Raw genomic sequence first — 23196 nt, 5'->3', positions numbered from 1 at the left:
TTTTGATATTTTGCGACCGAGGAAATCGAGTCGAACTCAGGGTTTGAACAGCATGGAGATCGGCTCCCTTTCCCCTCTTCCCAGTGGGTAGAGGGGACTGACCGAGTTGTTTTTTTGATATTTTGCGACCGAGGAAATCGAGTCGAACTCAGGGTTTGAACAGCATGGAGATCGGCTCCCTTTCCCCCTCTCCTCAGGGGGTAGAGGGGACTGACCGAGTTGTTTTTTTGATATTTTGCGACCGAGGAAATCGAGTCGAACTCAGGGTTTGAACAGCATGGAGATCGGCTCCCTTTCCCCCTCTCCCCCATGGGGAGAGGGCTGGGGTGAGGGGGCGATGTTAGAGTCGCCGCAGGTTTAGAGGGTTTTGGCCGGAGCCGGATTGCCCAACCGCGCCAACCCGAGATTCTTCAGCGCCAATTGCAGCGAGCTGTGGATAACTTGCGGATTGTCGATGGTCATCAACTCCGCCAGCAGCTCCTTGGCTTTGCTCAGGTTGATCTGGCGCAGCATCCATTTCACTTTCGGCAAGTTGGTGGCGTTCATCGACAAGCTGTCGAAACCCATCGCCATCAACAACACTGCCGCCGCCGGGTCACCGGCCATTTCGCCGCAGATGCTCACCGGTTTGCCCTCGGCATGCGCGTCGCGCACCACGTTCTGCAAGGCTTGCAGCACTGCCGGGTGCAGGTAGTCGTAGAGGTCGGCCACCCGTGGGTTGTTGCGGTCCACGGCCAGCAGATACTGGGTCAAGTCATTGGAGCCGACCGACAGGAAGTCGACCATCCGCGCCAGTTCCTTGGTCTGGTACACCGCCGCCGGAATCTCGATCATCACGCCAATCGGCGGCATCGGCACGTCGGTGCCTTCGTCGCGGACTTCGCCCCAGGCGCGGTGGATCAGGTGCAGCGCTTCTTCCAATTCATGAATGCCGGAGATCATCGGCAGCAAGATCCGCAGGTTGTTCAGGCCTTCGCTGGCCTTGAGCATGGCGCGGGTCTGCACCAGGAAGATTTCCGGGTGGTCGAGGGTCACGCGAATCCCGCGCCAGCCGAGGAACGGGTTGTCTTCCTTGATCGGGAAGTACGACAGCGACTTGTCACCGCCAATGTCCAGGCTGCGCATGGTCACCGGTTGCGGGTGGAACGCCGAGAGCTGCTCGCGATAGATCGCCAATTGCTCTTTTTCGCTCGGGAAGCGCTGGTTGATCATGAACGGCACTTCGGTGCGGTACAGACCGACACCTTCGGCGCCACGCTTCTGCGCACGCGCCACGTCCGCCAGCAGGCCGGTGTTGACCCACAACGGCATGCGGTGACCATCGAGGGTCACGCACGGCAGGTCGCGCAGGGTATCGAGGCCCAGCGCCAGTTGTTTCTCTTCTTCGACCACCTCGGCGAACTGCTTGCGCAGCACTTCGCTGGGGTTGGTGTAGACCTCACCTTTGGTGCCGTCGACGATCAGGTCGATGCCATCGACCTTGGCGTACGGCAGGTCGACCAGCCCCATGACCGTCGGAATGCCCATGGCGCGGGCAAGAATCGCGACGTGCGAGTTGCCCGAACCGAGTACCGACACCAGACCGACCAGCGTGCCTTCCGGCACCTCGCCGAGCATGGCCGGCGTCAGCTCTTCGCTGACCAGAATGGTTTTTTCCGGGTAGACCAGGTTTTGCTGGCGCTCTTCCTGCAGATAGGCCAGCAGGCGTCGGCCAAGGTCTTTGACGTCCGAGGCGCGCTCACGCAGGTAGGCGTCGTCCATCAATTCGAAACGGTTGACGTGATCGGTGACCACCTGACGCAACGCGCCCTGGGCCCACTGGCCTGTCTTGATCACGGTGGTGACTTCGCTGCCGAGCGCGGCATCGTCGAGCATCATCAGGTAGACGTCGAACAGCGCACGTTCTTCCGGGCGCAGCTGCGTGGCGAGTTTCGCCGACAACGCGCGCATGTCGGCGCGCACGCCTTCGATGGCAGTCTTGAACAACGCCAGTTCGGCGTCGATGTCAGTGATGTTCTTGTCCGGCACCACGTCCAGATCGGCCGGCGGCAGCATGACCACGGCGGTGCCGACAGCGGCGCCCGGCGAGCCCGGCACGCCGACGAACTTGGCTTCCTGGATGCCTTTGCCCTGACGCCCGAGGCCGCGGATCGAACCGGTGGCTTCGGCGTGGGCGATAACCCCGGCGAGCTGCGCGCTCATAGTCACGAGGAAGGCTTCTTCACCTTCGTCGAACTGGCGGCGTTCTTTTTGCTGGATGACCAACACGCCGACGACGCGGCGGTGGTGAATGATCGGTGCACCGAGGAATGAGGCGTAGCGTTCTTCACCGGTTTCGGCGAAGTAACGGTAGCGCGGGTGATCCGCAGCGTTTTCGAGGTTCAGGGGTTCTTCACGCGTCCCGACCAGGCCAACCAGACCTTCGTTGGGCGCCATGCTGACTTTACCGATCGAGCGCTTGTTCAAGCCCTCGGTGGCCATCAGCACGAAGCGGTTGGTCTCCGGGTCAAGCAGATAGACCGAGCAGACCTGGCTGCCCATGGCCTCTTTGACGCGCAACACAATAATCCCCAACGCCGCCTTGAGATCCTTGGCGGAGTTAACTTCCTGGACGATCTTGCGCAGCGTATTGAGCATGGCTCGGGGTCGAACTCCGTCGTCAGTCGCGCGTTAAAAGGCGCGGGGCAAGCTCTTTGAGAGCGCGTCGATACACCTCGCGCTTGAATGTCACCACCTGACCCAACGGATACCAATAACTGACCCAGCGCCAGCCATCGAATTCCGGTTTACCGGTCAAATCCATCCGCACCCGCTGCTCGTTGGAGATCAGGCGCAGGAGAAACCATTTCTGTTTCTGGCCGATGCACAGCGGTTGGCTGTGGGTACGGACCAGACGTTGCGGCAAACGATAGCGCAACCAGCCCCGGGTGCAGGCGAGAATTTCAACATCTTCGCGCTCCAGGCCCACTTCTTCGTTCAACTCGCGATACAAGGCGTCTTCCGGCGTCTCCTGGGGGTTGATACCACCCTGTGGAAACTGCCAGGCATCTTGATTGATACGGCGAGCCCATAGCACCTGGCCGGCATCATTCGTGAGAATAATCCCGACATTGGGGCGGAAACCATCGGGGTCGATCACGGCAACAACCTCGCAAACGCATGTCGCCGCATTGTTCCACAAAGGTTGTGAAGGCAGCAACGCGCCGACCGACCTTATGTGCACTTGTGTGAAAAGTCCGTATTCTGGGCGCCTTTCTACAGACTTTTCAGCGAGTAACTGCAATGCGCCTGGCTTTATTCGACTTGGACAACACGCTTTTGGGCGGTGACAGCGATCACGCCTGGGGCGATTACCTGTGCGAACGCGGCTTTCTCGACGCCGTGACCTACAAGGCGCGCAACGACGAGTTCTACCAGGATTACCTGGCGGGCAAGCTGGATAACGCCGAGTACCTGAACTTCTGCCTGGAAATCCTCGGCCGCACCGAGATGGCCACGCTGGATCAATGGCACCTCGACTACATGCGCGATTGCATCGAACCGATCGTCTTGCCCAAAGCCATGGCGCTGCTCGCCAAACACCGCGAGGCCGGCGACAAACTGGTGATCATCACCGCGACCAACCGCTTCGTCACCGCGCCGATTGCCCAGCGCCTGGGTGTCGACACCTTGATCGCCACCGAATGCGAGATGATCGATGGCCGCTACAGCGGGCGCAGCACCGACATCCCGTGCTTTCGCGAAGGCAAGGTCACGCGCTTGAGCCGTTGGCTGGAAGAGACCGGGCACTCGCTGGAAGACAGCTATTTCTACAGCGATTCGATGAATGATCTGCCGTTGCTGGAGCAGGTGACGCATCCGGTGGCCGTAGACCCTGATCCAAACCTGCGCGCCGAAGCCGAGAAGCGCGGTTGGCCTGTCATGTCATTGCGCGACTGAAACCCTTTGTAGCAGCTGCCGAGGCACGAGGCTGCGTCGGGCTGTGCAGCGGCCCCCGAGGGCGGTCCTGCGGACACGCAACGCAGCCTCGTACCTCGGCAGCTGCTACATAGGGATCGTGTCTTTGGCCGTAGACCCTGATCCAAACCTGCGCGCCGAAGCCGAGAAGCGCGGTTGGCCTGTCATGTCATTGCGCGACTGAAACCCTTTGTAGCAGCTGCCGAGGCACGAGGCTGCGTCGGGCTGCGCAGCGGCCCCCGAGGGCGGTCCTGCGGACACGCAACGCAGCCTCGTACCTCGGCAGCTGCTACATATTGATTCGTGTTAAACCGGTTTGGCGCCCATCAATCCGGCGATTGCGATCAGGCAGGCAAAACTGAACAACGCCAACGCGAAGGTGAATTTGCCCACGCCGCTCGGCGCCTTGCGCAGTTTGTTCAACCGCACCAGCAGCCAGAACCACGCCAGCGCCGCAACGGTGTAGAGCACGCTCGACGCCAGAATCCACGTCTGCCCCAGCGGCCAGCCCACCAGATGCACCATCCACCAACCGGTAAACGGCATGCTCAGCAATGCCAGGCCCATCAGCAGCCAGACAAACACCCGTGGCCGTTGCAAGGTGCGGGCCGCAGCAGTCGCATCACCACTACGTCGCGTTTGCCAAACCCAGATCCCCAAGCCCAGCGCACAGCCCAACAGTATTGCCGTGGCCGCGGTGTGCGCCATTTTCAGGGCGGTTAACGTTTCCATGGTTCGATTTCCTCAGGGCTTGCCCATCAGCGTAGCCGCTCAGCCAAGAAACAACTGATAGGCCGGGTTGTCGCTTTCATCCCAATACGGGTAGCCGATTTCTTCCAGCGCCGCGGGCACCAGATGGCGTTCGTCGTGCGGCACTTGCAGGCCGGCGACCACTCGGCCGTCCGCCGCGCCATGGTTGCGGTAGTGGAACATCGAGATGTTCCAGCGCCCGCCGAGTTTGTTAAGGAAGTTGAACAACGCACCCGGACGTTCCGGGAACTCAAAACGCAGCACCACTTCATCGACCACCTGTGCCGCGCGGCCACCGACCATGTGGCGGATGTGCAACTTGGCCAGTTCGTTGTCGGTGAGGTCGAGCACCGGGAAACCCTGCTCGGTGAGGCTGGCAATCAGCGCAGTGCGCGGATCAGTGTCCGGGTGGGTCTGCACGCCAACGAAGATGTGCGCTTCGCTGCCGGTGTTGTAGCGGTAGTTGAATTCGGTGATCTGGCGCTTGCCAATGGCTTCGCAGAACGCCTTGAAGCTGCCCGGTTTCTCGGGGATGGTCACGGCGATGATGGCTTCGCGGCCCTCGCCCAGTTCGGCGCGCTCGGCGACGTGGCGCAAGCGGTCGAAGTTGACGTTGGCCCCGGAGTCGATGGCGACGAAAGTCTGCCCGCTGACGCCGCGCTGCTCGACGTACTTTTTGATCCCGGCCACGCCGAGGGCGCCGGCAGGTTCGGTGATCGAGCGGGTATCGTCGTAGATGTCCTTGATCGCTGCGCAGATTTCATCGGTGCTGACGGTGATCACTTCATCGACATAGTCTTTGCAGATTTCAAAGGTGTGATGGCCGATCTGCGCCACCGCCACGCCGTCGGCAAAGATGCCCACGGTCGGCAGCACCACGCGCTCGCCGGCGGCCATTGCTGCTTGCAGGCAATTGGAGTCGTCCGGCTCGACGCCGATGATCTTGATCTCCGGGCGCAGGTATTTCACGTAAGCGGCGATGCCGGCAATCAGCCCGCCGCCGCCGACCGGGACGAAAATCGCGTCCAGCGGCGCCGGGTGCTGGCGCAGAATCTCCATCGCCACCGTGCCCTGCCCGGCAATGGTGTGCGGATCATCGTAAGGGTGGATGTAGACGTAGCCTTTTTCGTCGACCAGTTTCAGCGAGTAGGCCAGGGCTTCCGGGAACGAATCCCCGTGCAGCACCACTTTGCCGCCACGCGAACGCACGCCTTCGACTTTGATTTCCGGGGTGGTCTTGGGCATGACGATGGTCGCTTTCACGCCCAATACCTTGGCCGCCAGGGCCAGGCCTTGCGCGTGGTTGCCCGCCGATGCGGTGACCACGCCACGCGCGCGTTCTTCGTCGCTCAGTTGCGTCAGCTTGTTGTAAGCGCCGCGAATCTTGAACGAGAACACCGGCTGCAAGTCTTCACGTTTGAGCCAAATGCTGTTGCCCAGCCGCTCGGAGAGCTGGCGAGCAGTCTGCAACGGGGTTTCTACGGCAACGTCATAAACGCGCGAGGTGAGGATCTTCTTGACGTACTGTTCGAGCATCGGAAAGCATCACTGAGCGGGTTGGCAGGGCCAAGGAGTCTAACCCGGCTTTCGCCCGAGCGACCACACTAAACCGGGGGTTTTACCTGTGGCGATGGGGTTTACCTGTGGCGAGGGGGTTTACCCCCGTCGGAGCGCGAAGCGCTCCCCTTCATTCCTTCAGACAAAATCTGCCCAGCAGGTTTTACGACGGCTACGCCGCCGAACGGGGGTAAACCCCCTTGCCACAGGTAAACCCCCTCGCCACAGGGACACGCGCAACCCATCAGCCTATAATGCCGGCCTTTCCGTTCTCCCCTTGCCCGCTTCGGAGCCCGCATGACTCAGGATCAACTCAAACAGGCAGTGGCTCAGGCCGCCGTCGACTTCATCCTCCCGAAACTCGACGACAAAAGCATCGTCGGGGTCGGCACCGGCTCCACCGCCAACTGCTTCATCGACGCACTGGCCAAGCACAAGGGCGCATTCGACGGCGCCGTCGCCAGTTCCGAAGCCACCGCCGCGCGCCTCAAGGGCCACGGCATTCCGGTGTATGAACTCAACACCGTCAGCGACCTCGAGTTTTACGTCGACGGCGCCGATGAAAGCGACGCGCACCTGAACCTGATCAAGGGCGGCGGCGCAGCCCTGACCCGCGAGAAGATTGTCGCGGCAGTGGCCAAGACCTTCATCTGCATCGCTGACGGCAGCAAACTGGTGTCGGTGCTCGGCGAGTTCCCGCTGCCAGTCGAAGTGATCCCGATGGCCCGCAGCCACGTCGCTCGCGAGCTGGTGAAACTGGGCGGCGACCCGGTTTACCGCGAAGGCGTGCTGACCGACAACGGCAACATCATTCTTGATGTGTTCAACATGCAGATCACCAATCCGGTCGAACTGGAAAAGCAGATCAACGCGATTGTCGGCGTCGTCACCAACGGCCTGTTCGCGGCGCGCCCGGCGGACTTGCTGTTGCTGGGCACCCCTGAAGGCGTGAAAACCCTCAAGGCCTGACGCATAGCGCTCTTGTAGGAGCAAAGCTTGCTCGCGAACAGCGGTGTGTCTGACGGACCGCGTTTTCGTTGTTCGCGAGCAAGCTTTGCTCCTACAGGGTTTTGGGGTGACGGCTAGGGTTGCGCCGGTTTTTTGAAGGTGTAAAACAGGTTCGGCTCGCTGACGAGGTACAACACGCCGTCGTCGTCCATCGCAATCCCTTCCGCCTGCGGCACTGTCCGCTTCAGCCCCTGACGCCCCTTGTTCAGTGACATCGTGCTCAACGGTCGGCCGTCCACGTCCATTTCGATAATCAGCCGCGATTCATCCGACAGCGCCATCAAATGGCCGCTGCGCTCATCGTATTGCAGGCTCGACAGGTCACGCACAAACATCCCGGCATCGCGCTTGGGGTTGTTGACCACGTGCACCGCGTAGGACTTTTCCGGGTTGTAATGCGGGAAGCCCTGCACTTCGTAGATCAGCATCGGGTCGCGTTCCTTGGCGACAAACAGGCGCTTGCCCACCGAGTCATACGCCAGGCCTTCGAAACCCTTGTTGCTGCTCATGTGCACACCGAGGGTCATCTGTTCGGCGTCATCGGCGTCGAGGAACGTCGTGTCTTTTTCCAGATGAATCTTGATCAGGCGCTGCTGGCGCTCGTCGGAGATCACGTAGGTGTCGGCGCTGATGTACTCCACCGCTTCCGCGTCGCCGAAGCCGATCAGCGCGATGCGTCGCAGGATCTTGCCCTCCAGCGACATCTCGACCAGTTCGGCATTTTTGTTGGTCACCGTGAACAGGCTTTTGCGCACCGGATCGTAAGTCAGCGCCGAGACATCGTCGTCGAGCCCGTCGATCACCTGCGCCTCGATCACCACCCGATACTGGTCCAGGCCAATCGACTGCTCGCCGTAAGGATGCCAAGCCACTTGCAGATTGAACCAGGCGCGTTCGAACAGGCGCATGTATTGACCGATCGCGACCAGCGCGATCAGGGCAATCACCAGAAAGATTGAAACCAGTGGTTTGGGGCGGGCAAGTCGGCGCATTCGGGCAGCTCGAAAACAGGGCGGGCGGATGAAATACCACGGCTGTCTGAACTGAAGCTTAATGGCCTATTGCCGCGGTGCAGCAGATTTACCTTAACCTGCGCCCGCGCGCCACCCTTGCGCTGTAGGCTATTTCTGTTTTTCGAAGCGATAAAACAGATTCGGCTCGCTGACCATGTACAGCGTGCCCGCCTCGTCCATGGTCACGCCCTCGGCGCGGGGGATGGTTTTTTTCAAACCGTTGAAGCCGCCGAGCAGGGTCATGAAGCTGACCTGCTCGCCCGTCTCGTCCAGTTCCAGCAACAGGTGCGAGTCGGCCGACAACACCAGGGTGTGCCCGGTGCGCGGGTCGATGGCCAGCGCCGAGAGGTTACGGATGTCCAGTTCGTTGCTGGCGAGTTTCTGCTTGTCGCCGCTGAGCGTCTGGCTGCCGTCGCTTTTCCAGGTGAATAACGCGGGCGGGCGTTCTTCGCCGAGCAACAGTTGTTGATTGCGCGAATCCCAGGCGACCGCCTCGAACGCTTTGTTCTGATCCACAGACGTGCCGAGGTCATATTTGGGGAAGTTGTCGCGTTGCAGTTCGCGGGTGTCGGCATCGATCTTGACGATCGACAGCAGGTGTTCGCGCTCATCGGTGATGGCGATCAAACCATTGGCCATTACCGTCAGGCCTTCCGGATTGCTCCAGCCCACCAGCGGCATTTTGCGCAGCACGTCGCCCTGCAGATTGAGCTCAACCAGGAACGGATTTTTGCCCATGACGGCAAACAGGGTTTTGGTTTGCGGGTTGTAAGCGAGGTCGGACGCCTCGTCCTTTTCCATGCCCGGCAGCGCTTTGCCATCGATCACTGCCTGGTAATCCGGCAGCCAGATGCTTTCCTTGCGCTCGGTCGGGCTCTCGAAACGCTCGAGCACCCACAGCAGGCCACGGTCGTCCCAATGCATCGCAAACGCCAAGCCGTAACCCGCAACGATCACCAGCAACAACCAGTAATACCAGCGCATGAAAAAGCGTGGACGGCGGGAAGTTTGTGCAGTTGGAAGCGGTCGGGTGGCCATCGGGAATGCGTTCCAGAAATTCAGGCTAAGGGTAATAGCACAATCAGGGCTGGCTCAGCGGCCAGGCACCGGAGAATTATCCGGATGGGATGTGAAAAAAACGGGAAATGGCGAAAACACCTTTGCGCGCATCCTCAAAAACGAATGTGGGAGCGAGCTTGCTCGCGATGAGGCCGTGTCAGTCAACAGAGATGTCGAATGACAGGCCGCTATCGCGAGCAAGCTCGCTCCCACAGGGTTTTGCGTTGTTTCGGTTAGCGGACGTTGCTGTTGAAGCTGCTTGCGCCGGGCAATTCCAGCACCAGTTCGTCGCCAACGTTCAGCGGACCGACGCCGACCGGGGTGCCGGTCAGGATCACGTCACCGGCCTGCAGCGAGAAGCAGCCGGCCATGTACTGGATCATCGGCACGATCGGGTTGAGCATGTCTTTGCTGTTGCCGTCCTGGCGCACGTCGCCATTGATGGTCAGGCGAATGCCGATGTCGGTGAGGTCAGCGAAGGTGCTGGCGGCCACGAACGGCGCGATCACAGCGGCGCCATCGAACGACTTGGCGATTTCCCACGGCAAACCCTTGGATTTCAGCTCGGCCTGCTTGTCGCGCAAGGTCAGGTCGAGCGCCGGGGCGATGCCGGAAATCGCGTCGAGGACTTCTTCACGGCTCGGCTTGGTCGACAGCGGCTTGCCGATCAACACCGCAATTTCCGCTTCGTAATGCACCGAGCCACGCTCGGTCGGAATCGCAAAACCGCCTTCCAGCGGCACCACGCAACTGCCCGGCTTGATGAACAGCAACGGCTCGGTAGGCACCGGGTTGTCCAGTTCCTTGGCGTGTTCGGCGTAGTTACGGCCAATGCACACCACTTTCCCCAGCGGGAAGTGAATACGCGTGCCGTCGACATACTGGTGCTGATAGCTCATTTCCCGACTCCTATTGCGTAGCGCTTAAGTTCGAAAATCAAACCGCGAAAATTTTACCCGGGTTCATGATGCCGTTCGGGTCGAACACCGCTTTCACGGCTTTCATGTACTCGATCTCAACCGGCGAGCGGCTGTAGGTCAAGTAATCACGCTTGGTCATGCCCACGCCATGTTCGGCGGAAATCGAGCCGTTGTACTTCTCGACGGTTTCGAACACCCACTTGTTGACGGTCGCGCACTTGGCAAAGAACTCGTCCTTGCTGAGGTTTTCCGGTTTGAGGATGTTCAGGTGCAGGTTGCCGTCGCCAATATGGCCGAACCAGACGATTTCGAAGTCCGGGTAGTGTTCGCCGACGATCGCGTCGATTTCCTTGAGGAACGCCGGGACTTTCGACACGGTGACCGAAATGTCGTTTTTGTACGGCGTCCAGTGCGAGATGGTTTCGGAGATGTACTCGCGCAGCTTCCAGAGGTTCTGCAACTGGGTTTCGCTCTGGCTCATCACGCCGTCGAGCACCCAGCCTTGCTCAACGCAGTGCTCGAAGGTTTCCAACGCGTGGTTGGCCACTTCTTCAGTGGTCGCTTCGAATTCCAGCAATGCGTAGAACGGGCAATCGGACTCGAACGGCGCCGGCACGTCACCGCGCGCCATGACTTTGGCCAGGGCCTTGTCGGAGAAGAATTCGAATGCGGTCAGGTCGAGCTTGCTTTGGAAGGCGTGCAGCACCGGCATGATCGAGTCGAAATCAGCGGTGCCGAGGACCATAGCGGTGAGGTTCTTCGGCGCGCGGTCGAGGCGCATGGTCGCTTCGACGACAAAACCCAGCGTGCCTTCAGCGCCGATAAACAGCTGACGCAGGTCGTAACCGGTGGCGTTCTTGATCAGGTCGCGGTTGAGTTCCAGCACATCGCCCTTGCCGGTGACGACTTTCATGCCGGCGACCCAGTTGCGGGTCATGCCGTAGCGAATCACCTTGATCCCGCCGGCATTGGTGCCGATATTGCCGCCAATCTGGCTCGAACCCGCCGACGCGAAGTCTACCGGGTAATACAAGCCTTTTTCCTCGGCGACGTTCTGCAGATGCTCGGTAACCACGCCGGGCTGGCAAACGGCCGTGCGGTCAGTCAGGTTCACTTCGAGGATCTGGTTCATGTAATCGAACGACACCACCACTTCGCCATTCGCCGCCACGGCAGCGGCGGAAAGCCCGGTGCGACCGCCGGATGGCACCAGCGCCACTTTCCGGGTGTTGGCCCAACGGACGATGGCCTGGACCTGTTCGGTGGTCTTGGGAAACACGATGGCCGTCGGGGCGGGGGCGAAATGCTTGGTCCAATCCTTACCGTAAGCATTCAGGGAGTCGGCGTCGGTCAGGACCTTGCCAGGCTCAACCAGGGTCTTCAGCTCTTCAATCAGGGCAGGATTGGTCATCGACAGAACTCTCGAACAATTCATGGTCATCCTGAGAACGCTTCACGTCGCAGGAATGAGTGTTTAGCGGGGTGCGTATGCTAGCATACCGACCCCGCAGGGTAGTGCCCAACGGCTATTCTGCGGCGACGGCTTTCCTGCCGTCCGGGTCAGCGTCTGCTGGCTATTTCCTGCCATTTTTCTCCGGGATACAGGTTTACGCAGATGAGCAAGACTTCTCTCGATAAGAGCAAGATCAAGTTCCTTCTTCTCGAAGGCGTCCACCAATCGGCTGTCGACGTTCTCAAGTCGGCTGGCTACACCAGCATCGAGTACCTCACCGGTTCTCTGCCGGAAGCCCAGTTGAAGGAAAAGATCGCTGATGCACACTTCATCGGCATTCGCTCCCGCACGCAACTGACCGAAGAAATCTTCGATCACGCGAAGAAACTCGTCGCCGTCGGCTGTTTCTGCATCGGCACCAACCAGGTTGACCTGAACGCTGCCCGCGAACGCGGTATCGCCGTGTTCAACGCGCCGTACTCCAACACCCGCTCCGTGGCTGAGCTGGTGCTGGCCGAAGCGATCCTGTTGCTGCGCGGCATCCCTGAGAAAAACGCTTCCTGCCACCGTGGCGGCTGGATCAAGAGCGCGGCCAACTCTTTCGAGATCCGTGGCAAAAAGCTCGGCATCGTCGGTTACGGCTCGATCGGCACGCAGTTGTCGGTTCTGGCCGAAGGCCTGGGCATGCAGGTGTTCTTCTACGACACCGTGACCAAGCTGCCGTTGGGCAACGCGACGCAGGTCGGCAAGTTGACCGATCTGCTCGGCATGTCTGACATCGTCACCCTGCACGTTCCGGAAACCGCCGCCACCCAGTGGATGATCGGCGAGAAAGAAATCCGCGCCATCAAGAAGGGCGGCATTTTGATCAACGCTGCGCGCGGCACCGTGGTCGAGCTCGAAGCACTGGCGGACGCGATCAAGGACAAGCACCTGATCGGCGCAGCCATCGACGTCTTCCCGGTGGAGCCACGCTCCAACGACGAAGAGTTCGAAAGCCCGCTGCGTGGCCTCGACAACGTGATCCTGACCCCGCACATCGGCGGCTCCACCGCTGAAGCGCAAGCCAACATTGGTCTGGAAGTGGCGGAAAAACTGGTCAAGTACAGCGACAACGGTACGTCGGTGTCGTCGGTCAACTTCCCGGAAGTGGCCCTGCCGGCTCACCCTGGCAAGCACCGTTTGCTGCACATCCACGAGAACATTCCGGGTGTGATGAGCGAGATCAACAAGGTTTTTGCCGAAAACGGTATCAACATTTCCGGTCAGTTCCTGCAGACCAACGAGAAAGTCGGCTACGTCGTGATCGACGTCGACGCCGATTACTCGGAAATCGCCCAGGAGAAACTGCAGCACATCAACGGCACCATTCGTTGCCGCGTGTTGTTCTGACAGTTGCTTGAGCGATAAAAAAAGGGAGCCTTCAGGCTCCCTTTTTCATGCTTGCGAAAACATCATTCGACGTTGACGGTGATCTTTTTCGAAACGATTGGCGGCTCGAAAGCCATGTGTCCCATGTCGCCCAACTCCAGCTGCAAAGTGTGTTTGCCTGGAGTCAGTTTCAGATCGGAAACCTTCACTTCCGTCTGCGCTTTGCCAAAATGCACATGTTTGGCATCTGCCGGGATGACTTGACCGGCGGCAATCGGCGCGGTGTCGATCAGCAAATGGTGGTGACCTGAATGCGCAGTCGAGTCACCGGCCGGCGCCAGGGAGATGTCCTTGACGCCGAACTTGATTACCGCGTCCTGTTTGATGGTGGCGCCGTCTTCCGGGGAAACAATGAACGCTTCAGCGCCCTTGGGGGCCGGAGTGGCGGCCGTTGCCAGCATCGAAGCACCCATCAACAGGCCAGCCAACGCTGCTCGTGACATGAACGTTTTCATTCTCTTCTCCAGTTTTTCCGTAAAATCCGCACGGCCGTGACAACTTCACGGCCATTCGTTGTCGAAGGACCTCGACAACCATAGCAAAGCGAGCCTGAATCAGAGCATCGCAATAATGAATTCAAAGGAGTGACCATGCGCTTTTTGCCTGGCCTGATCTGCCTGCTACCCCTTTTGAGCCCGCTGGCTCATGCCGAACTGATTGACGATGTGTTCGATCGCGGTGAATTGCGCATCGCTTTAGAGGCTAATACACCGCCCTTCAATTTCAAGGACGACGGCAAACTGACCGGGTTCGAAGTCGAGTTGGGTCAGTTGCTGGCCAATGAGCTGGATGTGCGCGCCGATTTCGTCGTCACCGATAACGGCGACCTGCTGCCCGGCGTCGAAACCGGCAAGTACGACGTCGCCATCAACCACATAGCAATGACCGCGGAACTCAAGGATCGTTTCGACTTCAGCCAGCCTTACAGCCACACCGATGCGCAATTGATCGCGCAGAAACCGGCGCAACCGCAGTCGATGCTGCTGGTGCAATCGTTGAACGCCGAGGCGCCGAAGGCCAGCGAGCCGGTGAGCCTGGCGATTCCGTTCCAGAAAGGTAACCCGGCGTTTCACGCGAGCCTGGACAACGCGCTGCAACGGATCAAGGCCGATGGCCGCCTGGAGGCGTTGACGCAGAAATGGTTCGGGGCGGATACGAGTGTAGAGCCCAAGCCCTGAGATTTTTGAGGCCTTTAGATCCACCCCTCACCCCAACCCTCTCCCCAGAGGGGAGAGGGGAAAGGGAGCCGATCTCCATGGTCTTCAAAGCCTGAGTTCGGCGTTTGATCGCAGTAGACCTGCTTTTTTCAAGACTTGAGTTCAACTCGGTAATTCAGGTCGATGTAGCTCCAAGGGCAACTCGGTCAGTCCCCTCTACCCTCTGGGGAGAGGGTAAAGGGAGCCGATCTCCATGGTCTTCAAGGCCTGAGTTCGGCGTTTGATCGCAGTAGACCTGCATTTTTTCAAGACTTGAGTTCAACTCGGTAATTCAGGTCGATGTAGCTCCAAGGACAACTCGGTCAGTCCCCCCTACCCTCTGGGGAGAGGGGAAAGGGAGCCGATCTCCATGGTCTTCAAGCCCTGAGTTCGGCGTTTGATCGCAGTAGACCTGCTTTTTTCAAGACTTGAGTTCAACTCGGTAATCAGGTCGATGTAGCTCCAAGGACAACTCGGTCAGTCCCTCTACCCTTTGGGGAGAGGGGAAAGGGAGCCGATCTCCATGGTCTTCAAGGCCTGAGTTCGGCGTTTGATCGCAGTAGACCTGCTTTTTTCAAGACTCGAGTCCAACTCGGTAATTCAGGTCGATGTAGCTCCAAGGACAACTCGGTCAGTCCCCTCTACCCTCTGGGGAGAGGGGAAAGGGAGCCGATCTCCATGGTCTTCAAGGCCTGAGTTCGGCGTTTGATCGCAGTAGACCTGCTTTTTTCAAGACTTGAGTTCAACTCGGTAATCAGGTCGATGTAGCTCCAAGGACAACTCGGTCAGTCCCCTCTACCCTCTGGGGAGAGGGTAAAGGGAGCCGATCACCATGGTCTTCAAGGCCTGAGTTCGGCGTTTGATCGCAGTAGACCTGCTTTTTTCAAGACTTGAGTTCAACTCGGTAATCAGGTCGATGTAGCTCCAAGGACAACTCGGTCAGTCCCTCTACCCTTTGGGGAGAGGGGAAAGGGAGCCGATCTCCATGGTCTTCAAGGCCTGAGTTCGGCGTTTGATCGCAGTAGACCTGCTTTTTTCAAGACTCGAGTCCAACTCGGTAATTCAGGTCGATGTAGCTCCAAGGACGACTCGGTCAGTCCCCTCTACCCTCCGGGGAGAGGGTTAGGGTGAGGGGTGGATTCAGGATCAGCTCAAAGCTCTCAAAGCCAGCGCCGCCTCAATCAACTCCAGCTCACTGAACACTTGCACGCCATGGCGCTTGAGCAGCGCCGCGGTCACGCCTTCGCCGGCGACTTTCACGCCGCTGAACGTGCCGTCATAGGTCAGCACATTTCCGCACGACGGGCTGTGGGCCTTCAACACGGCAATCCGGATCGCGTGCTTTTGCACCAGTTCCAGCGCCTGCCATGCCCCCGACAGAAACGCCGCACTGACGTCCTCGCCGTCGGTGGTGATCACCGAGGCCTGGCCATCGAGCACTTCAGCGCCCTGCCCGCCCGGTATTTCCGCCGCCGCGCGCGGCGTCGGCAGCCCGCCCGCGACTTCCGGGCACAACGGCACCACCCGACCTTCGGCGATCCACTGGTCCAACAGATCAAACGGCCCACTCGCGCCGCCGTCGTAGCGCACGCGGTGACCGAGCAGGCAGCGGCTTACCAGAATCTTTTGCATGATCAGAACGGCTCGTTGCCGCGCCGGCGAAACCACCCGGTCAATGACAGGCGATCGCGGGTCGCGGGCAGGACTTCGTGGGGCACCTCGCCCGACAGGAACACCACCAGGCAGCCGCCGGTGGGCACCACGTTGTGTTCGACGCCGCCCTTCAAATACATGCGCAATTCGCCGCCATGCTCCGGCAGCCACGCATCGTTGAGGTAGATCACCGCCGACACCATGCGCCGGTCATCGTCGCGAAAACGGTCGACATGCTTGAGGTAGAACGCGCCGGGCGGGTACATCGCGAAGTGGCTTTCGAAGTCTTCCAGACCGAGGAACAAACCACGGTTCATCGCCTCGCGCAGGCTGTCCATCAGGCTCAGGTAGCTGTCGCAGGATTCGGCTTCACCCGGTTCGAGCCACTGAATATGGTCGCCGCGAATGCCTTCGCGAATCTCCGAAGTCGGCCCACGGCCTACCGCTGCCGGCGCCAATTCACCCTCGGCTGCACGTTTACGGCACTCAGCCGCCAACTCCCGGGTCAGACCCAGAGGCAGGAAAATATTCTGCTGCGACCAGCCCCGTTCGGCCAGGTCGTCGACGATACGTAACAGCAGTGGGTGATCAGAGGATATTTGCATGGCGCGCATAGTATTCCTGTGCCTGCAAATCCGACAGAGCCGCGCAGCGGGCTGATACGAATTCTCGACAAGTTCTTGTACCGCACGGAGAATAGTCGCCTGCTGACAGGAGTCCCTATGCGCCGTTTGCTTTTCTCACTGCTGATGTTCTGCGTTTTGCCCGCGTGGGCAGACGACCACGACCAGTTGTACAAGGTCGCCGGTTGGCCAGAACAACGCGCGCATTTCAACGAAGCCCTGTCGGCCGCGCAGCAGCGCTACCAGAACAGCCTGCCGCCGGCGGTGTTTCAGGCATTGCTGAACAACAGCAACCAGCGCTTCGCCCCGCAAGCCATGGATCAGCGCGCCGAAGCGCAATTTCGCCAGACCCTCGCCGATCCGAAACCAGCGCTGACGTTTTTCCAGTCGCCGCTGGGCAAGAAGATCGTTGCCGCTGAATTGCTGGCGACCCGCCGCGATCAACTGGCGAAAAATGCCACGGGGCTGCCCAAGATCCAAGCCAGTGACAGCCGCCTGCTGATCATCGGCCACCTCGCCCAGGCCCTGCCCGCCCGCGAGGCCGGCGCCGAAGTGACGCTGGCGATTGCCGGCATCGCCGCTGACAGCTTGAGTTCGATGATCCCCGGTTTACTCGGTGGCGGTCAGGCGCCGGGCATGTTGAACGGCCAGCGCCAGCGCTTGATGGATCAAATGAGCGCCGACCTCAACAACACGCTGCTCTACGTCTATCGCGACTTGTCGGATAACGAGCTGGAAGAATTCGCAACGTTCGCCGAATCGGCGGAAGGCAAAGCGTATTACCAGGCTGCGCTGGCAGCGATTCGGGCGGGGTTGGCGGTGGGGCAGTAGGATTTTTAGCCCTACCAGTGATTTTTTGGTGCCTGATAGATCGCCTTCGCGGGCAAGCCTCGCGCCTACAGGGGATATGCATTCCAAATGTAGGAGCGAGGCTTGCCCGCGAAGAGGCTGGTAAGGCCCCTAAAGATTCCGCCCCTTGATCCGCTTGGTCAAAAACCCGAAATACTCTTCCCTCAACGCCGCCGTCTCATTCGCCAAATGATGCCGCGCCAACGGCAGCATCAACACCTGCGGCCGATCGAACTTGGCGTTCAACACCGCAAGGTTATGCTGCCAATCCACCGTCATGTCCGCTTGCCCCTGCACGATCAGCGGTCGCCGCGAACTCTTCGGCGCCCCTTCGACACGCCTGATCCAGCGCCGCAGCGCCCCGACCCATGCCGTTGGCAAACGCAGCGGCTGCAACGGATCGGCCTGCAGAAACGGCAGAAACGCCGGGTCATTGGAATTCTCGCTGAAGCGCCGGGCGATGCCTTTGACGAACGGCCGCAGCACGTGATAACTCAGCTGCGACCAGCCCCACGCGCGTGGCCGAACCAGCGGCGAGAGCAAAATAACCTGGCCCTGCGCCGGGCTGTCGACGCCGTGATTGAGCACATGATCGATCACGATCGCGCCGCCGGTGCTCTGCCCGCAGAGGTGCCACGGTTGCGGCAGACCCAGCGTTTGCGCTTCGACGAACAAGCCTTGCAGGGTGTCCTGATACTCGGCGAAATCTTTGATGCTCGCGCGCTCGCCGCTGGACAGTCCATGCCCCGGCAAATCACAGGCGATCACCGCAAAACCCTGATCCAGTGCCCACTCGATCACATGTCGATACAAACCGGTGTGATCGTAGAAACCGTGAAACACAAACAACGTCGCTTTCGCCCGCTCCGGCCACCAGACCTGGCTGACCACCTCATATTCCGCCACTTGAAAACGCCCCAGCCCCTGGCGCAGCGTGCGGCCCGGAAAGTCCAAACCATAAAAAAGCTGGTACGCCTGGCCCTGCGCCGACAACGGCTGCCACTCGGCCAATGGCCGCAGGCTGGCACGGAGGTGATCGGGATCGAAAGTGGCAGGCATGGGTTATTCCAGAGCGCGAAACAGACTTTATGGGCCTGCGATATTCATCTGTCGCGGCAAGCATGGCAAGCTGGGCGATCTTCGAGGATTGAAAGCCATGCGTCCGGCCTACCGCACCACTCTGCTTGCCAGCCTGCTCGCCCTCGTGTGCGCCGGCGTGTTATGGGCGGCTTACGACTGGTTTCAGGGCCGCTACTTGCGCGCGTTCAGCGAACACACGGCGGTGTTTTCCGGCGACCCGCTGCGCCTGCCCGACGACCTCGCCGGCCCCGGCGCGATCCGCCTCGTGCATTTCTGGGACCCGGCCTGCCCGTGCAATGTCGGCAATCAACAGCACCTCAGCGAACTGGTCGAGCACTACGTGGCGCAAGGCGTCGAGTTTTACGCAGTGCAAAAACCCGGCAGCCACGGCCAATTGCCCAGCACCTTGAGCAGCCTGAAAAGCATCAACGTCTTGCCCGGTTCCGAGCAGATTCCGGCCAGCCCCGCCGTAGCGATCTGGGACCGCGCCGGCAAACTCGCCTATTTCGGCCCGTACAGCGAAGGCCTGACCTGCAACTCCAGCAACAGCTTTATCGAACCGATCCTGCAAGCGTTGAATCAGGGCCGCAGCGTCAGCGCGACGCACACGCTGGCGGTGGGTTGCTATTGCCCGTGGCCGGTGGAAACGCAGTAAGGCATTCCGGACTATTCAAGGACCACAGTGCCCGGCACGGGAGGTCTGTGCTAAACGTTGGCAGCTCACACCGGCGGCCTTGCAGAAAAGCGGTTCGCCAGAAGAACAGGGAGTCACCATGAAGCGCGTCCTGACCGTACTTGCCTTGCTGATCATCGCGCTGGCCGTTGGCGTCGGCGTTTACCTGTACAGCAAGCAGCCGATACGTCAGGGTCAGGTCGAGTTGCGCAACCTGCAAGGCTCGGTGACCGTGCGCTACGACGAGCGCGGCGTGCCGCACTTGCGCGCCGAGAATGAAACCGACCTTTATCGCGCCCTCGGCTACGTCCACGCCCAAGACCGTCTGTTTCAGATGGAAGCCATACGCCGTCTCGCCCGTGGTGAACTGGCGCAAGTCCTCGGGCCGAAACTGCTCGACACCGACAAACTGTTCCGCAGCCTGCGCATCCGCGAACGCGCTGACCGTTATGTCGCCGCACTGGATCGCCAGTCGCCGGCGTGGAAAGCCCTGCAAGCGTATCTGGACGGGATCAACCAATATCAGGACAGCCACGCCGCGCCGGTCGAGTTCGACGTGCTGGGCATCAGCAAACGCCCGTTCACCGCCGAAGACAGCATCAGCGTCGCCGGTTACATGGCCTACAGTTTTGCCGCCGCGTTTCGCACCGAACCGTTGATGACTTACGTGCGCGATCAGCTCGGCGCCGATTACCTGAACATCTTCGACCTCGACTGGCAGCCCAACGGCGTCCTCGCCAAAACCCACAGCCAACCTGGCGTGGCCCTCGCCGCCAGCGACTGGAAAGACCTCAACGCCCTCGCCCGTTTGACCGAACAGGCGCTGGCCGACAACGGCTTGCCGCAGTTCGAGGGCAGCAACGCCTGGGCCATTGCCGGCAATCGCAGCAAGAGCGGCAAACCGCTGCTGGCCGGTGATCCGCACATTCGCTTTTCAGTGCCGTCGGTGTGGTACGAGGCGCAATTGTCGGCGCCGGGTTTCGAGTTGTACGGGCATCATCAGGCGCTGGTGCCGTTTGCGTTTCTGGGGCACAACCTGGATTTCGGCTGGAGCCTGACCATGTTCCAGAACGACGATCTGGACCTGATCGCGGAGAAGGTCAACCCGGACAATCCGAATCAGGTCTGGTATCGCGGCCAGTGGGTGGACCTGCTCAACACCGAACAGCAGATCGCCGTAAAGGGTCAGGCACCGGTCACACTGACCCTGCGCCAATCGCCGCACGGGCCGATCATCAACGACGCGCTCGGCACTGCCGCCGGCAAGACGCCGGTGGCGATGTGGTGGGCGTTCCTCGAAACGCCGAACCCGATTCTCGAAGGCTTCTATCAGCTCAACCGCGCCGACACGCTGGCCAAGGCGCGCGCCGCCGCAGCCAAGGTGCAAGCGCCGGGGCTGAACATCGTTTACGCCAATGCCAAGGGTGATATCGGTTGGTGGGCCTCGGCGTTATTGCCCAAGCGGCCGGCCGGGGTCAAGCCGGGTTTCATCCTCGACGGCAGCAGCAATCAGCCGGACAAGGAAGGTTTTTACCCGTTCAGCGCCAACCCGCAGGAAGAAAACCCGGCACGCGGCTACATCGTCTCGGCCAACTTCCAGCCGGTTTCGCCGACCGGCATGGAAATCCCCGGTTACTACAACCTGGCTGATCGCGGCCAGCAGCTGAATCGCCAGCTCAGCGACAAGAACGTGAAGTGGGACAACGAGGCCAATCAGCAGCTGCAACTGGGCACCACCACCGCGTATGGCCCGCGCCTGCTCGCGCCGCTGCTGCCGGTATTGCGCGAAGTGGTCAGCGACCCGGACGAGCGCAAACTGCTCGAGCAACTGGCGTTGTGGCCGGGCGACTATCCGCTGGATTCGATCAGCGCCACGCTGTTCAACCAATTCCTGTTCAACCTCACCGACGCGACGCTGCGCGATGAGCTGGGCAATGACTTTTTCGAAACCCTGCTCTCCACCCGGGTGATCGACGCCGCGTTGCCGCGCCTCGCCGCCAGCGCGGATTCACCGTGGTGGGACAACCGCGCCACGCCCGCCAAAGAGACCCGCGCCGACACGGTCAAAGTCGCCTGGCAGGCGAGCATCGCGCATCTGAAAACCACGCTCGGTGCCGATTCTGCGCAATGGCTGTGGGGCAAGGCGCACACCCTGACTCATGGTCATCCGTTGGGCACGCAAAAGCCGTTGGAGCGGGTTTTCAACGTCGGCCCGTTCGAGGCGCCTGGCACCCACGAAGTGCCGAACAACCTCTCGGCGAAAATCGGCCCGGCTCCGTGGCCGGTGACTTACGGGCCATCGACGCGGCGGCTGATCGATTTCGCCGACGCGGCGCACAGCCTGACCATCAACCCGGTCGGGCAAAGTGGCGTGCCGTTTGATCGGCACTATGAGGATCAGGCTGAGGCGTACATCGACGGCATGTACGTGCAGGCGCATTTCAGCGATGAAGAAGTGACGGCGAATACGCGCAGCACCTTGAAGCTATTGCCAGCGCGGTAGTTTTTTAGTGTTTGTGCTGCCGTCTTCGCGGGCAAGCCTCGCTCCTACAGATCTCACCGTCCGTAGGAGCGAGGCTTGCCCGCGAAGAGGCCATCACTGGCGCCGAAGATCTAAATCCCGCGCCGCACCCGCCCCGGCGCTTCGCCGTAGATTTCCCTGAATTTCTTGCTGAACGCCGCTTGCGATTGGTAGCCGACCTGCAACGCGATATCGCTCAAACCCAGGTGCGATTGGCTGAGCAGACTGAACGCCAATTCCATCCGAATCTGCGTCAGCAACACCCACGGCGAGACCCCGGCCACTTTCACGAACGCACGCATGAACGTCGCGCGGGACATGTTCGCGGCATCGGCGAGGCTATCGATGGTCCACTGGTGCGCCGGGTCCGCGAGCATCGCTTGCCAGGCGCGGCCGAGGCGTTTGTCGGCGAGTAACGCCAGCGCACCGCTGGCCGGGCCGAGCGTTGCCAGATGCGCGCGCAGCATCAGGGTGAACAAGGCCTGCGACAACGCGTCGAGCAAGAACTTCGCCCCCGCCTGATTGCCGTCCGCCTCGCCGCGCAGCACCTCGACCAGCGCCGGCAACGGCCCGTTGGCCGGCAGTGCGCCGCTGGGGATCACCAGATAATCCGGCAGGGAGGCAAACAGCAGCGAGGCGCGGTTGTAGTGAAAACTGCCGCAGAGCATGTCCAGGTCCGGACTGGCATTACCGATGCGATGCACCGGCAACGCACCGCCACGGATGATTTGCCGAGCGCTCGGCGCGACGGTTTTGCCGGGGCTGTGGATAACGTGGGGCGTGCCGCCGGGCAGCAGCAGAATGTCCCCGGCGCGCATCGGCAGGCGCTGGCCGTCGGGGAATTCGACGCGGCAATCGCCGGCCAGCACGATGTGATACGGCGCCTTGCCCAACACTTCCTGCTCGTGGGCCAGCGCCCAGTCGCCCTGGAATTGGCAGCGCAAATCCAGGGTCCCGCGGACATTGGCGAGGGTGATGAGTTTATCGATCGGATTCATTTGAGCGCATCGAAGAAATGACTGAGCGGATCGGACAAAACCGGACCGCGCCAAAGGGCAAAACTGAGCGTGTCGAAACAGTACACCCAACCTGCTCAGGAGTTAATGCAATGTTCAATAACTGGTCCGAACTGCTGCCCACCATCCAGAAAGCCTTTGGCGCGTTGGGCAAGAGCAACCCGAAAATGGTCAAGGCCTACATGGCGCTGGGCGAGGCCGCTGCCGAAAACGATGTGCTGGATGTGAAAACCCGCGAGTTGATCTCGATTGCGGTGGCGATCACCACGCGTTGCGACGGCTGTATCGCTTCGCACACGGCAGCGGCGATCAAGGCTGGCGCCAGTCGTGAGGAAGTCGCGGCGACCCTGGCCACCGCGATTTCGCTGAATGCCGGTGCGGCGTACATCTACTCGCTGCGCACGCTCGAGGCGTACGACACCCTGAAAAACTGAGTC

Annotated in this window: 21 protein-coding genes and 1 pseudogene; 9 read left to right on the top strand and 13 right to left on the bottom strand. The window is 60.6% G+C overall.

Features of this window, described 5'->3' with window-relative positions; all coding sequences use genetic code 11:
• Window positions 1–357 precede the first annotated feature (357 nt).
• On the bottom strand, window positions 358–2637 hold the full coding sequence (ptsP, locus tag BLU01_RS14540) for a phosphoenolpyruvate--protein phosphotransferase (protein WP_092276632.1): 2280 nt from the start codon (window positions 2635–2637) through the stop codon (window positions 358–360).
• Window positions 2638–2659: 22 nt separating this feature from the next.
• The gene (locus tag BLU01_RS14535; protein ID WP_007945562.1) at window positions 2660–3139 is read right to left on the bottom strand and encodes an RNA pyrophosphohydrolase; all 480 of its coding nucleotides are present in this window, start codon (window positions 3137–3139) and stop codon (window positions 2660–2662) included.
• A 143-nt stretch (window positions 3140–3282) separates the two neighbouring features.
• On the opposite strand from BLU01_RS14535, the gene BLU01_RS14530 reads away from it, so the two are divergent.
• Together BLU01_RS14530 and BLU01_RS27595 are read left to right on the top strand one after the other, a co-directional pair.
• Window positions 3283–3939 carry a histidinol-phosphatase gene (locus BLU01_RS14530; protein WP_092276629.1) on the top strand — a complete coding sequence of 219 codons (657 nt, stop codon included), beginning with the start codon at window positions 3283–3285 and terminating at the stop codon, window positions 3937–3939.
• A 124-nt stretch (window positions 3940–4063) separates the two neighbouring features.
• A pseudogene (locus BLU01_RS27595) lies at window positions 4064–4141 on the top strand (HAD-IB family hydrolase); the annotation flags it as partial.
• Window positions 4142–4263: 122 nt separating this feature from the next.
• Here BLU01_RS27595 and BLU01_RS14525 read toward each other — a convergent pair.
• Window positions 4264–4689 carry a DUF2269 domain-containing protein gene (locus BLU01_RS14525; protein WP_092276626.1) on the bottom strand — a complete coding sequence of 142 codons (426 nt, stop codon included), beginning with the start codon at window positions 4687–4689 and terminating at the stop codon, window positions 4264–4266.
• Between the two features lie 39 nt (window positions 4690–4728).
• Entirely contained in the window at window positions 4729–6243 is a 1515-nt protein-coding gene (gene ilvA, locus BLU01_RS14520) for a threonine ammonia-lyase, biosynthetic (RefSeq protein WP_092276623.1), read from the bottom strand.
• 318 nt (window positions 6244–6561) lie between these two features.
• Here ilvA and rpiA point away from each other — a divergent pair, with 318 nt between their 5' ends.
• The gene (gene rpiA, locus BLU01_RS14515; protein WP_092276620.1) at window positions 6562–7233 is read left to right on the top strand and encodes a ribose-5-phosphate isomerase RpiA; all 672 of its coding nucleotides are present in this window, start codon (window positions 6562–6564) and stop codon (window positions 7231–7233) included.
• Between the two features lie 113 nt (window positions 7234–7346).
• Here rpiA and BLU01_RS14510 read toward each other — a convergent pair whose 3' ends face one another.
• From BLU01_RS14510 to BLU01_RS14495, 4 genes are all read right to left on the bottom strand, one after another.
• Window positions 7347–8264: an SdiA-regulated domain-containing protein gene (locus BLU01_RS14510; protein ID WP_092276618.1), complete on the bottom strand. Its 918-nt coding sequence runs from the start codon at window positions 8262–8264 to the stop codon at window positions 7347–7349.
• 129 nt (window positions 8265–8393) lie between these two features.
• Window positions 8394–9323 carry an SdiA-regulated domain-containing protein gene (locus BLU01_RS14505; protein ID WP_092276616.1) on the bottom strand — a complete coding sequence of 310 codons (930 nt, stop codon included), beginning with the start codon at window positions 9321–9323 and terminating at the stop codon, window positions 8394–8396.
• 254 nt (window positions 9324–9577) lie between these two features.
• Window positions 9578–10243, bottom strand: coding sequence for a fumarylacetoacetate hydrolase family protein (locus BLU01_RS14500; RefSeq protein ID WP_092276613.1), 666 nt, complete (start codon window positions 10241–10243; stop codon window positions 9578–9580).
• Window positions 10244–10280: 37 nt separating this feature from the next.
• Entirely contained in the window at window positions 10281–11675 is a 1395-nt protein-coding gene (locus BLU01_RS14495; RefSeq protein WP_092276610.1) for an FAD-binding oxidoreductase, read from the bottom strand.
• A gap of 204 nt (window positions 11676–11879) precedes the next feature.
• Here BLU01_RS14495 and serA point away from each other — a divergent pair, with 204 nt between their 5' ends.
• Window positions 11880–13109, top strand: coding sequence for a phosphoglycerate dehydrogenase (serA, locus tag BLU01_RS14490; protein WP_092276607.1), 1230 nt, complete (start codon window positions 11880–11882; stop codon window positions 13107–13109).
• Between the two features lie 62 nt (window positions 13110–13171).
• Here serA and BLU01_RS14485 read toward each other — a convergent pair whose 3' ends face one another.
• Window positions 13172–13603, bottom strand: a complete 432-nt coding sequence (locus BLU01_RS14485; protein ID WP_092276603.1) for a DUF4399 domain-containing protein — start codon at window positions 13601–13603, stop codon at window positions 13172–13174.
• Window positions 13604–13738: 135 nt separating this feature from the next.
• Here BLU01_RS14485 and BLU01_RS14480 point away from each other — a divergent pair, with 135 nt between their 5' ends.
• Window positions 13739–14326, top strand: a complete 588-nt coding sequence (locus BLU01_RS14480) for a transporter substrate-binding domain-containing protein (RefSeq protein ID WP_092276600.1) — start codon at window positions 13739–13741, stop codon at window positions 14324–14326.
• A 1164-nt stretch (window positions 14327–15490) separates the two neighbouring features.
• Here BLU01_RS14480 and BLU01_RS14475 read toward each other — a convergent pair.
• Together BLU01_RS14475 and BLU01_RS14470 are read right to left on the bottom strand one after the other, a co-directional pair.
• Complete coding sequence (locus tag BLU01_RS14475; RefSeq protein ID WP_092276597.1) at window positions 15491–15976, bottom strand: DUF523 domain-containing protein; 486 nt, start codon at window positions 15974–15976, stop codon at window positions 15491–15493.
• Between the two features lie 2 nt (window positions 15977–15978).
• Window positions 15979–16611 (bottom strand): 2OG-Fe(II) oxygenase, encoded by a 633-nt coding sequence (locus tag BLU01_RS14470; protein ID WP_092276594.1) that lies wholly within the window; start codon window positions 16609–16611, stop codon window positions 15979–15981.
• Window positions 16612–16719: 108 nt separating this feature from the next.
• Between BLU01_RS14470 and BLU01_RS14465 the strand changes: the two genes are divergently transcribed.
• On the top strand, window positions 16720–17451 hold the full coding sequence (locus BLU01_RS14465; RefSeq protein ID WP_092276591.1) for a DUF2059 domain-containing protein: 732 nt from the start codon (window positions 16720–16722) through the stop codon (window positions 17449–17451).
• A 129-nt stretch (window positions 17452–17580) separates the two neighbouring features.
• Here the strand turns inward: BLU01_RS14465 and BLU01_RS14460 are convergent, their stop codons facing one another.
• Window positions 17581–18528, bottom strand: a complete 948-nt coding sequence (locus BLU01_RS14460) for a phospholipase BipL (protein ID WP_092276588.1) — start codon at window positions 18526–18528, stop codon at window positions 17581–17583.
• 97 nt (window positions 18529–18625) lie between these two features.
• On the opposite strand from BLU01_RS14460, the gene BLU01_RS14455 reads away from it, so the two are divergent.
• Window positions 18626–19204 carry a DUF6436 domain-containing protein gene (locus tag BLU01_RS14455; protein WP_092276584.1) on the top strand — a complete coding sequence of 193 codons (579 nt, stop codon included), beginning with the start codon at window positions 18626–18628 and terminating at the stop codon, window positions 19202–19204.
• Between the two features lie 118 nt (window positions 19205–19322).
• Entirely contained in the window at window positions 19323–21725 is a 2403-nt protein-coding gene (locus tag BLU01_RS14450) for a penicillin acylase family protein (protein WP_092276581.1), read from the top strand.
• A gap of 110 nt (window positions 21726–21835) precedes the next feature.
• Here the strand turns inward: BLU01_RS14450 and BLU01_RS14445 are convergent, their stop codons facing one another.
• On the bottom strand, window positions 21836–22741 hold the full coding sequence (locus BLU01_RS14445) for an AraC family transcriptional regulator (RefSeq protein WP_092276578.1): 906 nt from the start codon (window positions 22739–22741) through the stop codon (window positions 21836–21838).
• Between the two features lie 110 nt (window positions 22742–22851).
• Here BLU01_RS14445 and BLU01_RS14440 point away from each other — a divergent pair, with 110 nt between their 5' ends.
• Window positions 22852–23193 (top strand): carboxymuconolactone decarboxylase family protein, encoded by a 342-nt coding sequence (locus BLU01_RS14440; protein ID WP_092276575.1) that lies wholly within the window; start codon window positions 22852–22854, stop codon window positions 23191–23193.
• Window positions 23194–23196 lie beyond the last annotated feature (3 nt).

This window comes from Pseudomonas prosekii, from assembly GCF_900105155.1.
Taxonomy (GTDB): domain Bacteria; phylum Pseudomonadota; class Gammaproteobacteria; order Pseudomonadales; family Pseudomonadaceae; genus Aquipseudomonas; species Aquipseudomonas prosekii.
This window is presented reverse-complemented; position numbering and strand designations above follow the sequence as displayed.

Bases quoted from the DNA above. Each gene is read 5' to 3' on its own strand.
- ptsP (WP_092276632.1), bottom strand. From the start codon at position 2,637: ATGCTCAATACGCTGCGCAAGATCGTCCAGGAAGTTAACTCCGCCAAG.
- BLU01_RS14530 (WP_092276629.1), top strand. From the start codon at position 3,283: ATGCGCCTGGCTTTATTCGACTTGGACAACACGCTTTTGGGCGGTGAC.
- BLU01_RS14525 (WP_092276626.1), bottom strand. From the start codon at position 4,689: ATGGAAACGTTAACCGCCCTGAAAATGGCGCACACCGCGGCCACGGCA.
- ilvA (WP_092276623.1), bottom strand. From the start codon at position 6,243: ATGCTCGAACAGTACGTCAAGAAGATCCTCACCTCGCGCGTTTATGAC.
- rpiA (WP_092276620.1), top strand. From the start codon at position 6,562: ATGACTCAGGATCAACTCAAACAGGCAGTGGCTCAGGCCGCCGTCGAC.
- BLU01_RS14510 (WP_092276618.1), bottom strand. From the start codon at position 8,264: ATGCGCCGACTTGCCCGCCCCAAACCACTGGTTTCAATCTTTCTGGTG.
- BLU01_RS14505 (WP_092276616.1), bottom strand. From the start codon at position 9,323: ATGGCCACCCGACCGCTTCCAACTGCACAAACTTCCCGCCGTCCACGC.
- BLU01_RS14500 (WP_092276613.1), bottom strand. From the start codon at position 10,243: ATGAGCTATCAGCACCAGTATGTCGACGGCACGCGTATTCACTTCCCG.
- BLU01_RS14495 (WP_092276610.1), bottom strand. From the start codon at position 11,675: ATGACCAATCCTGCCCTGATTGAAGAGCTGAAGACCCTGGTTGAGCCT.
- serA (WP_092276607.1), top strand. From the start codon at position 11,880: ATGAGCAAGACTTCTCTCGATAAGAGCAAGATCAAGTTCCTTCTTCTC.
- BLU01_RS14485 (WP_092276603.1), bottom strand. From the start codon at position 13,603: ATGAAAACGTTCATGTCACGAGCAGCGTTGGCTGGCCTGTTGATGGGT.
- BLU01_RS14480 (WP_092276600.1), top strand. From the start codon at position 13,739: ATGCGCTTTTTGCCTGGCCTGATCTGCCTGCTACCCCTTTTGAGCCCG.
- BLU01_RS14475 (WP_092276597.1), bottom strand. From the start codon at position 15,976: ATGCAAAAGATTCTGGTAAGCCGCTGCCTGCTCGGTCACCGCGTGCGC.
- BLU01_RS14470 (WP_092276594.1), bottom strand. From the start codon at position 16,611: ATGCGCGCCATGCAAATATCCTCTGATCACCCACTGCTGTTACGTATC.
- BLU01_RS14465 (WP_092276591.1), top strand. From the start codon at position 16,720: ATGCGCCGTTTGCTTTTCTCACTGCTGATGTTCTGCGTTTTGCCCGCG.
- BLU01_RS14460 (WP_092276588.1), bottom strand. From the start codon at position 18,528: ATGCCTGCCACTTTCGATCCCGATCACCTCCGTGCCAGCCTGCGGCCA.
- BLU01_RS14455 (WP_092276584.1), top strand. From the start codon at position 18,626: ATGCGTCCGGCCTACCGCACCACTCTGCTTGCCAGCCTGCTCGCCCTC.
- BLU01_RS14450 (WP_092276581.1), top strand. From the start codon at position 19,323: ATGAAGCGCGTCCTGACCGTACTTGCCTTGCTGATCATCGCGCTGGCC.
- BLU01_RS14445 (WP_092276578.1), bottom strand. From the start codon at position 22,741: ATGAATCCGATCGATAAACTCATCACCCTCGCCAATGTCCGCGGGACC.
- BLU01_RS14440 (WP_092276575.1), top strand. From the start codon at position 22,852: ATGTTCAATAACTGGTCCGAACTGCTGCCCACCATCCAGAAAGCCTTT.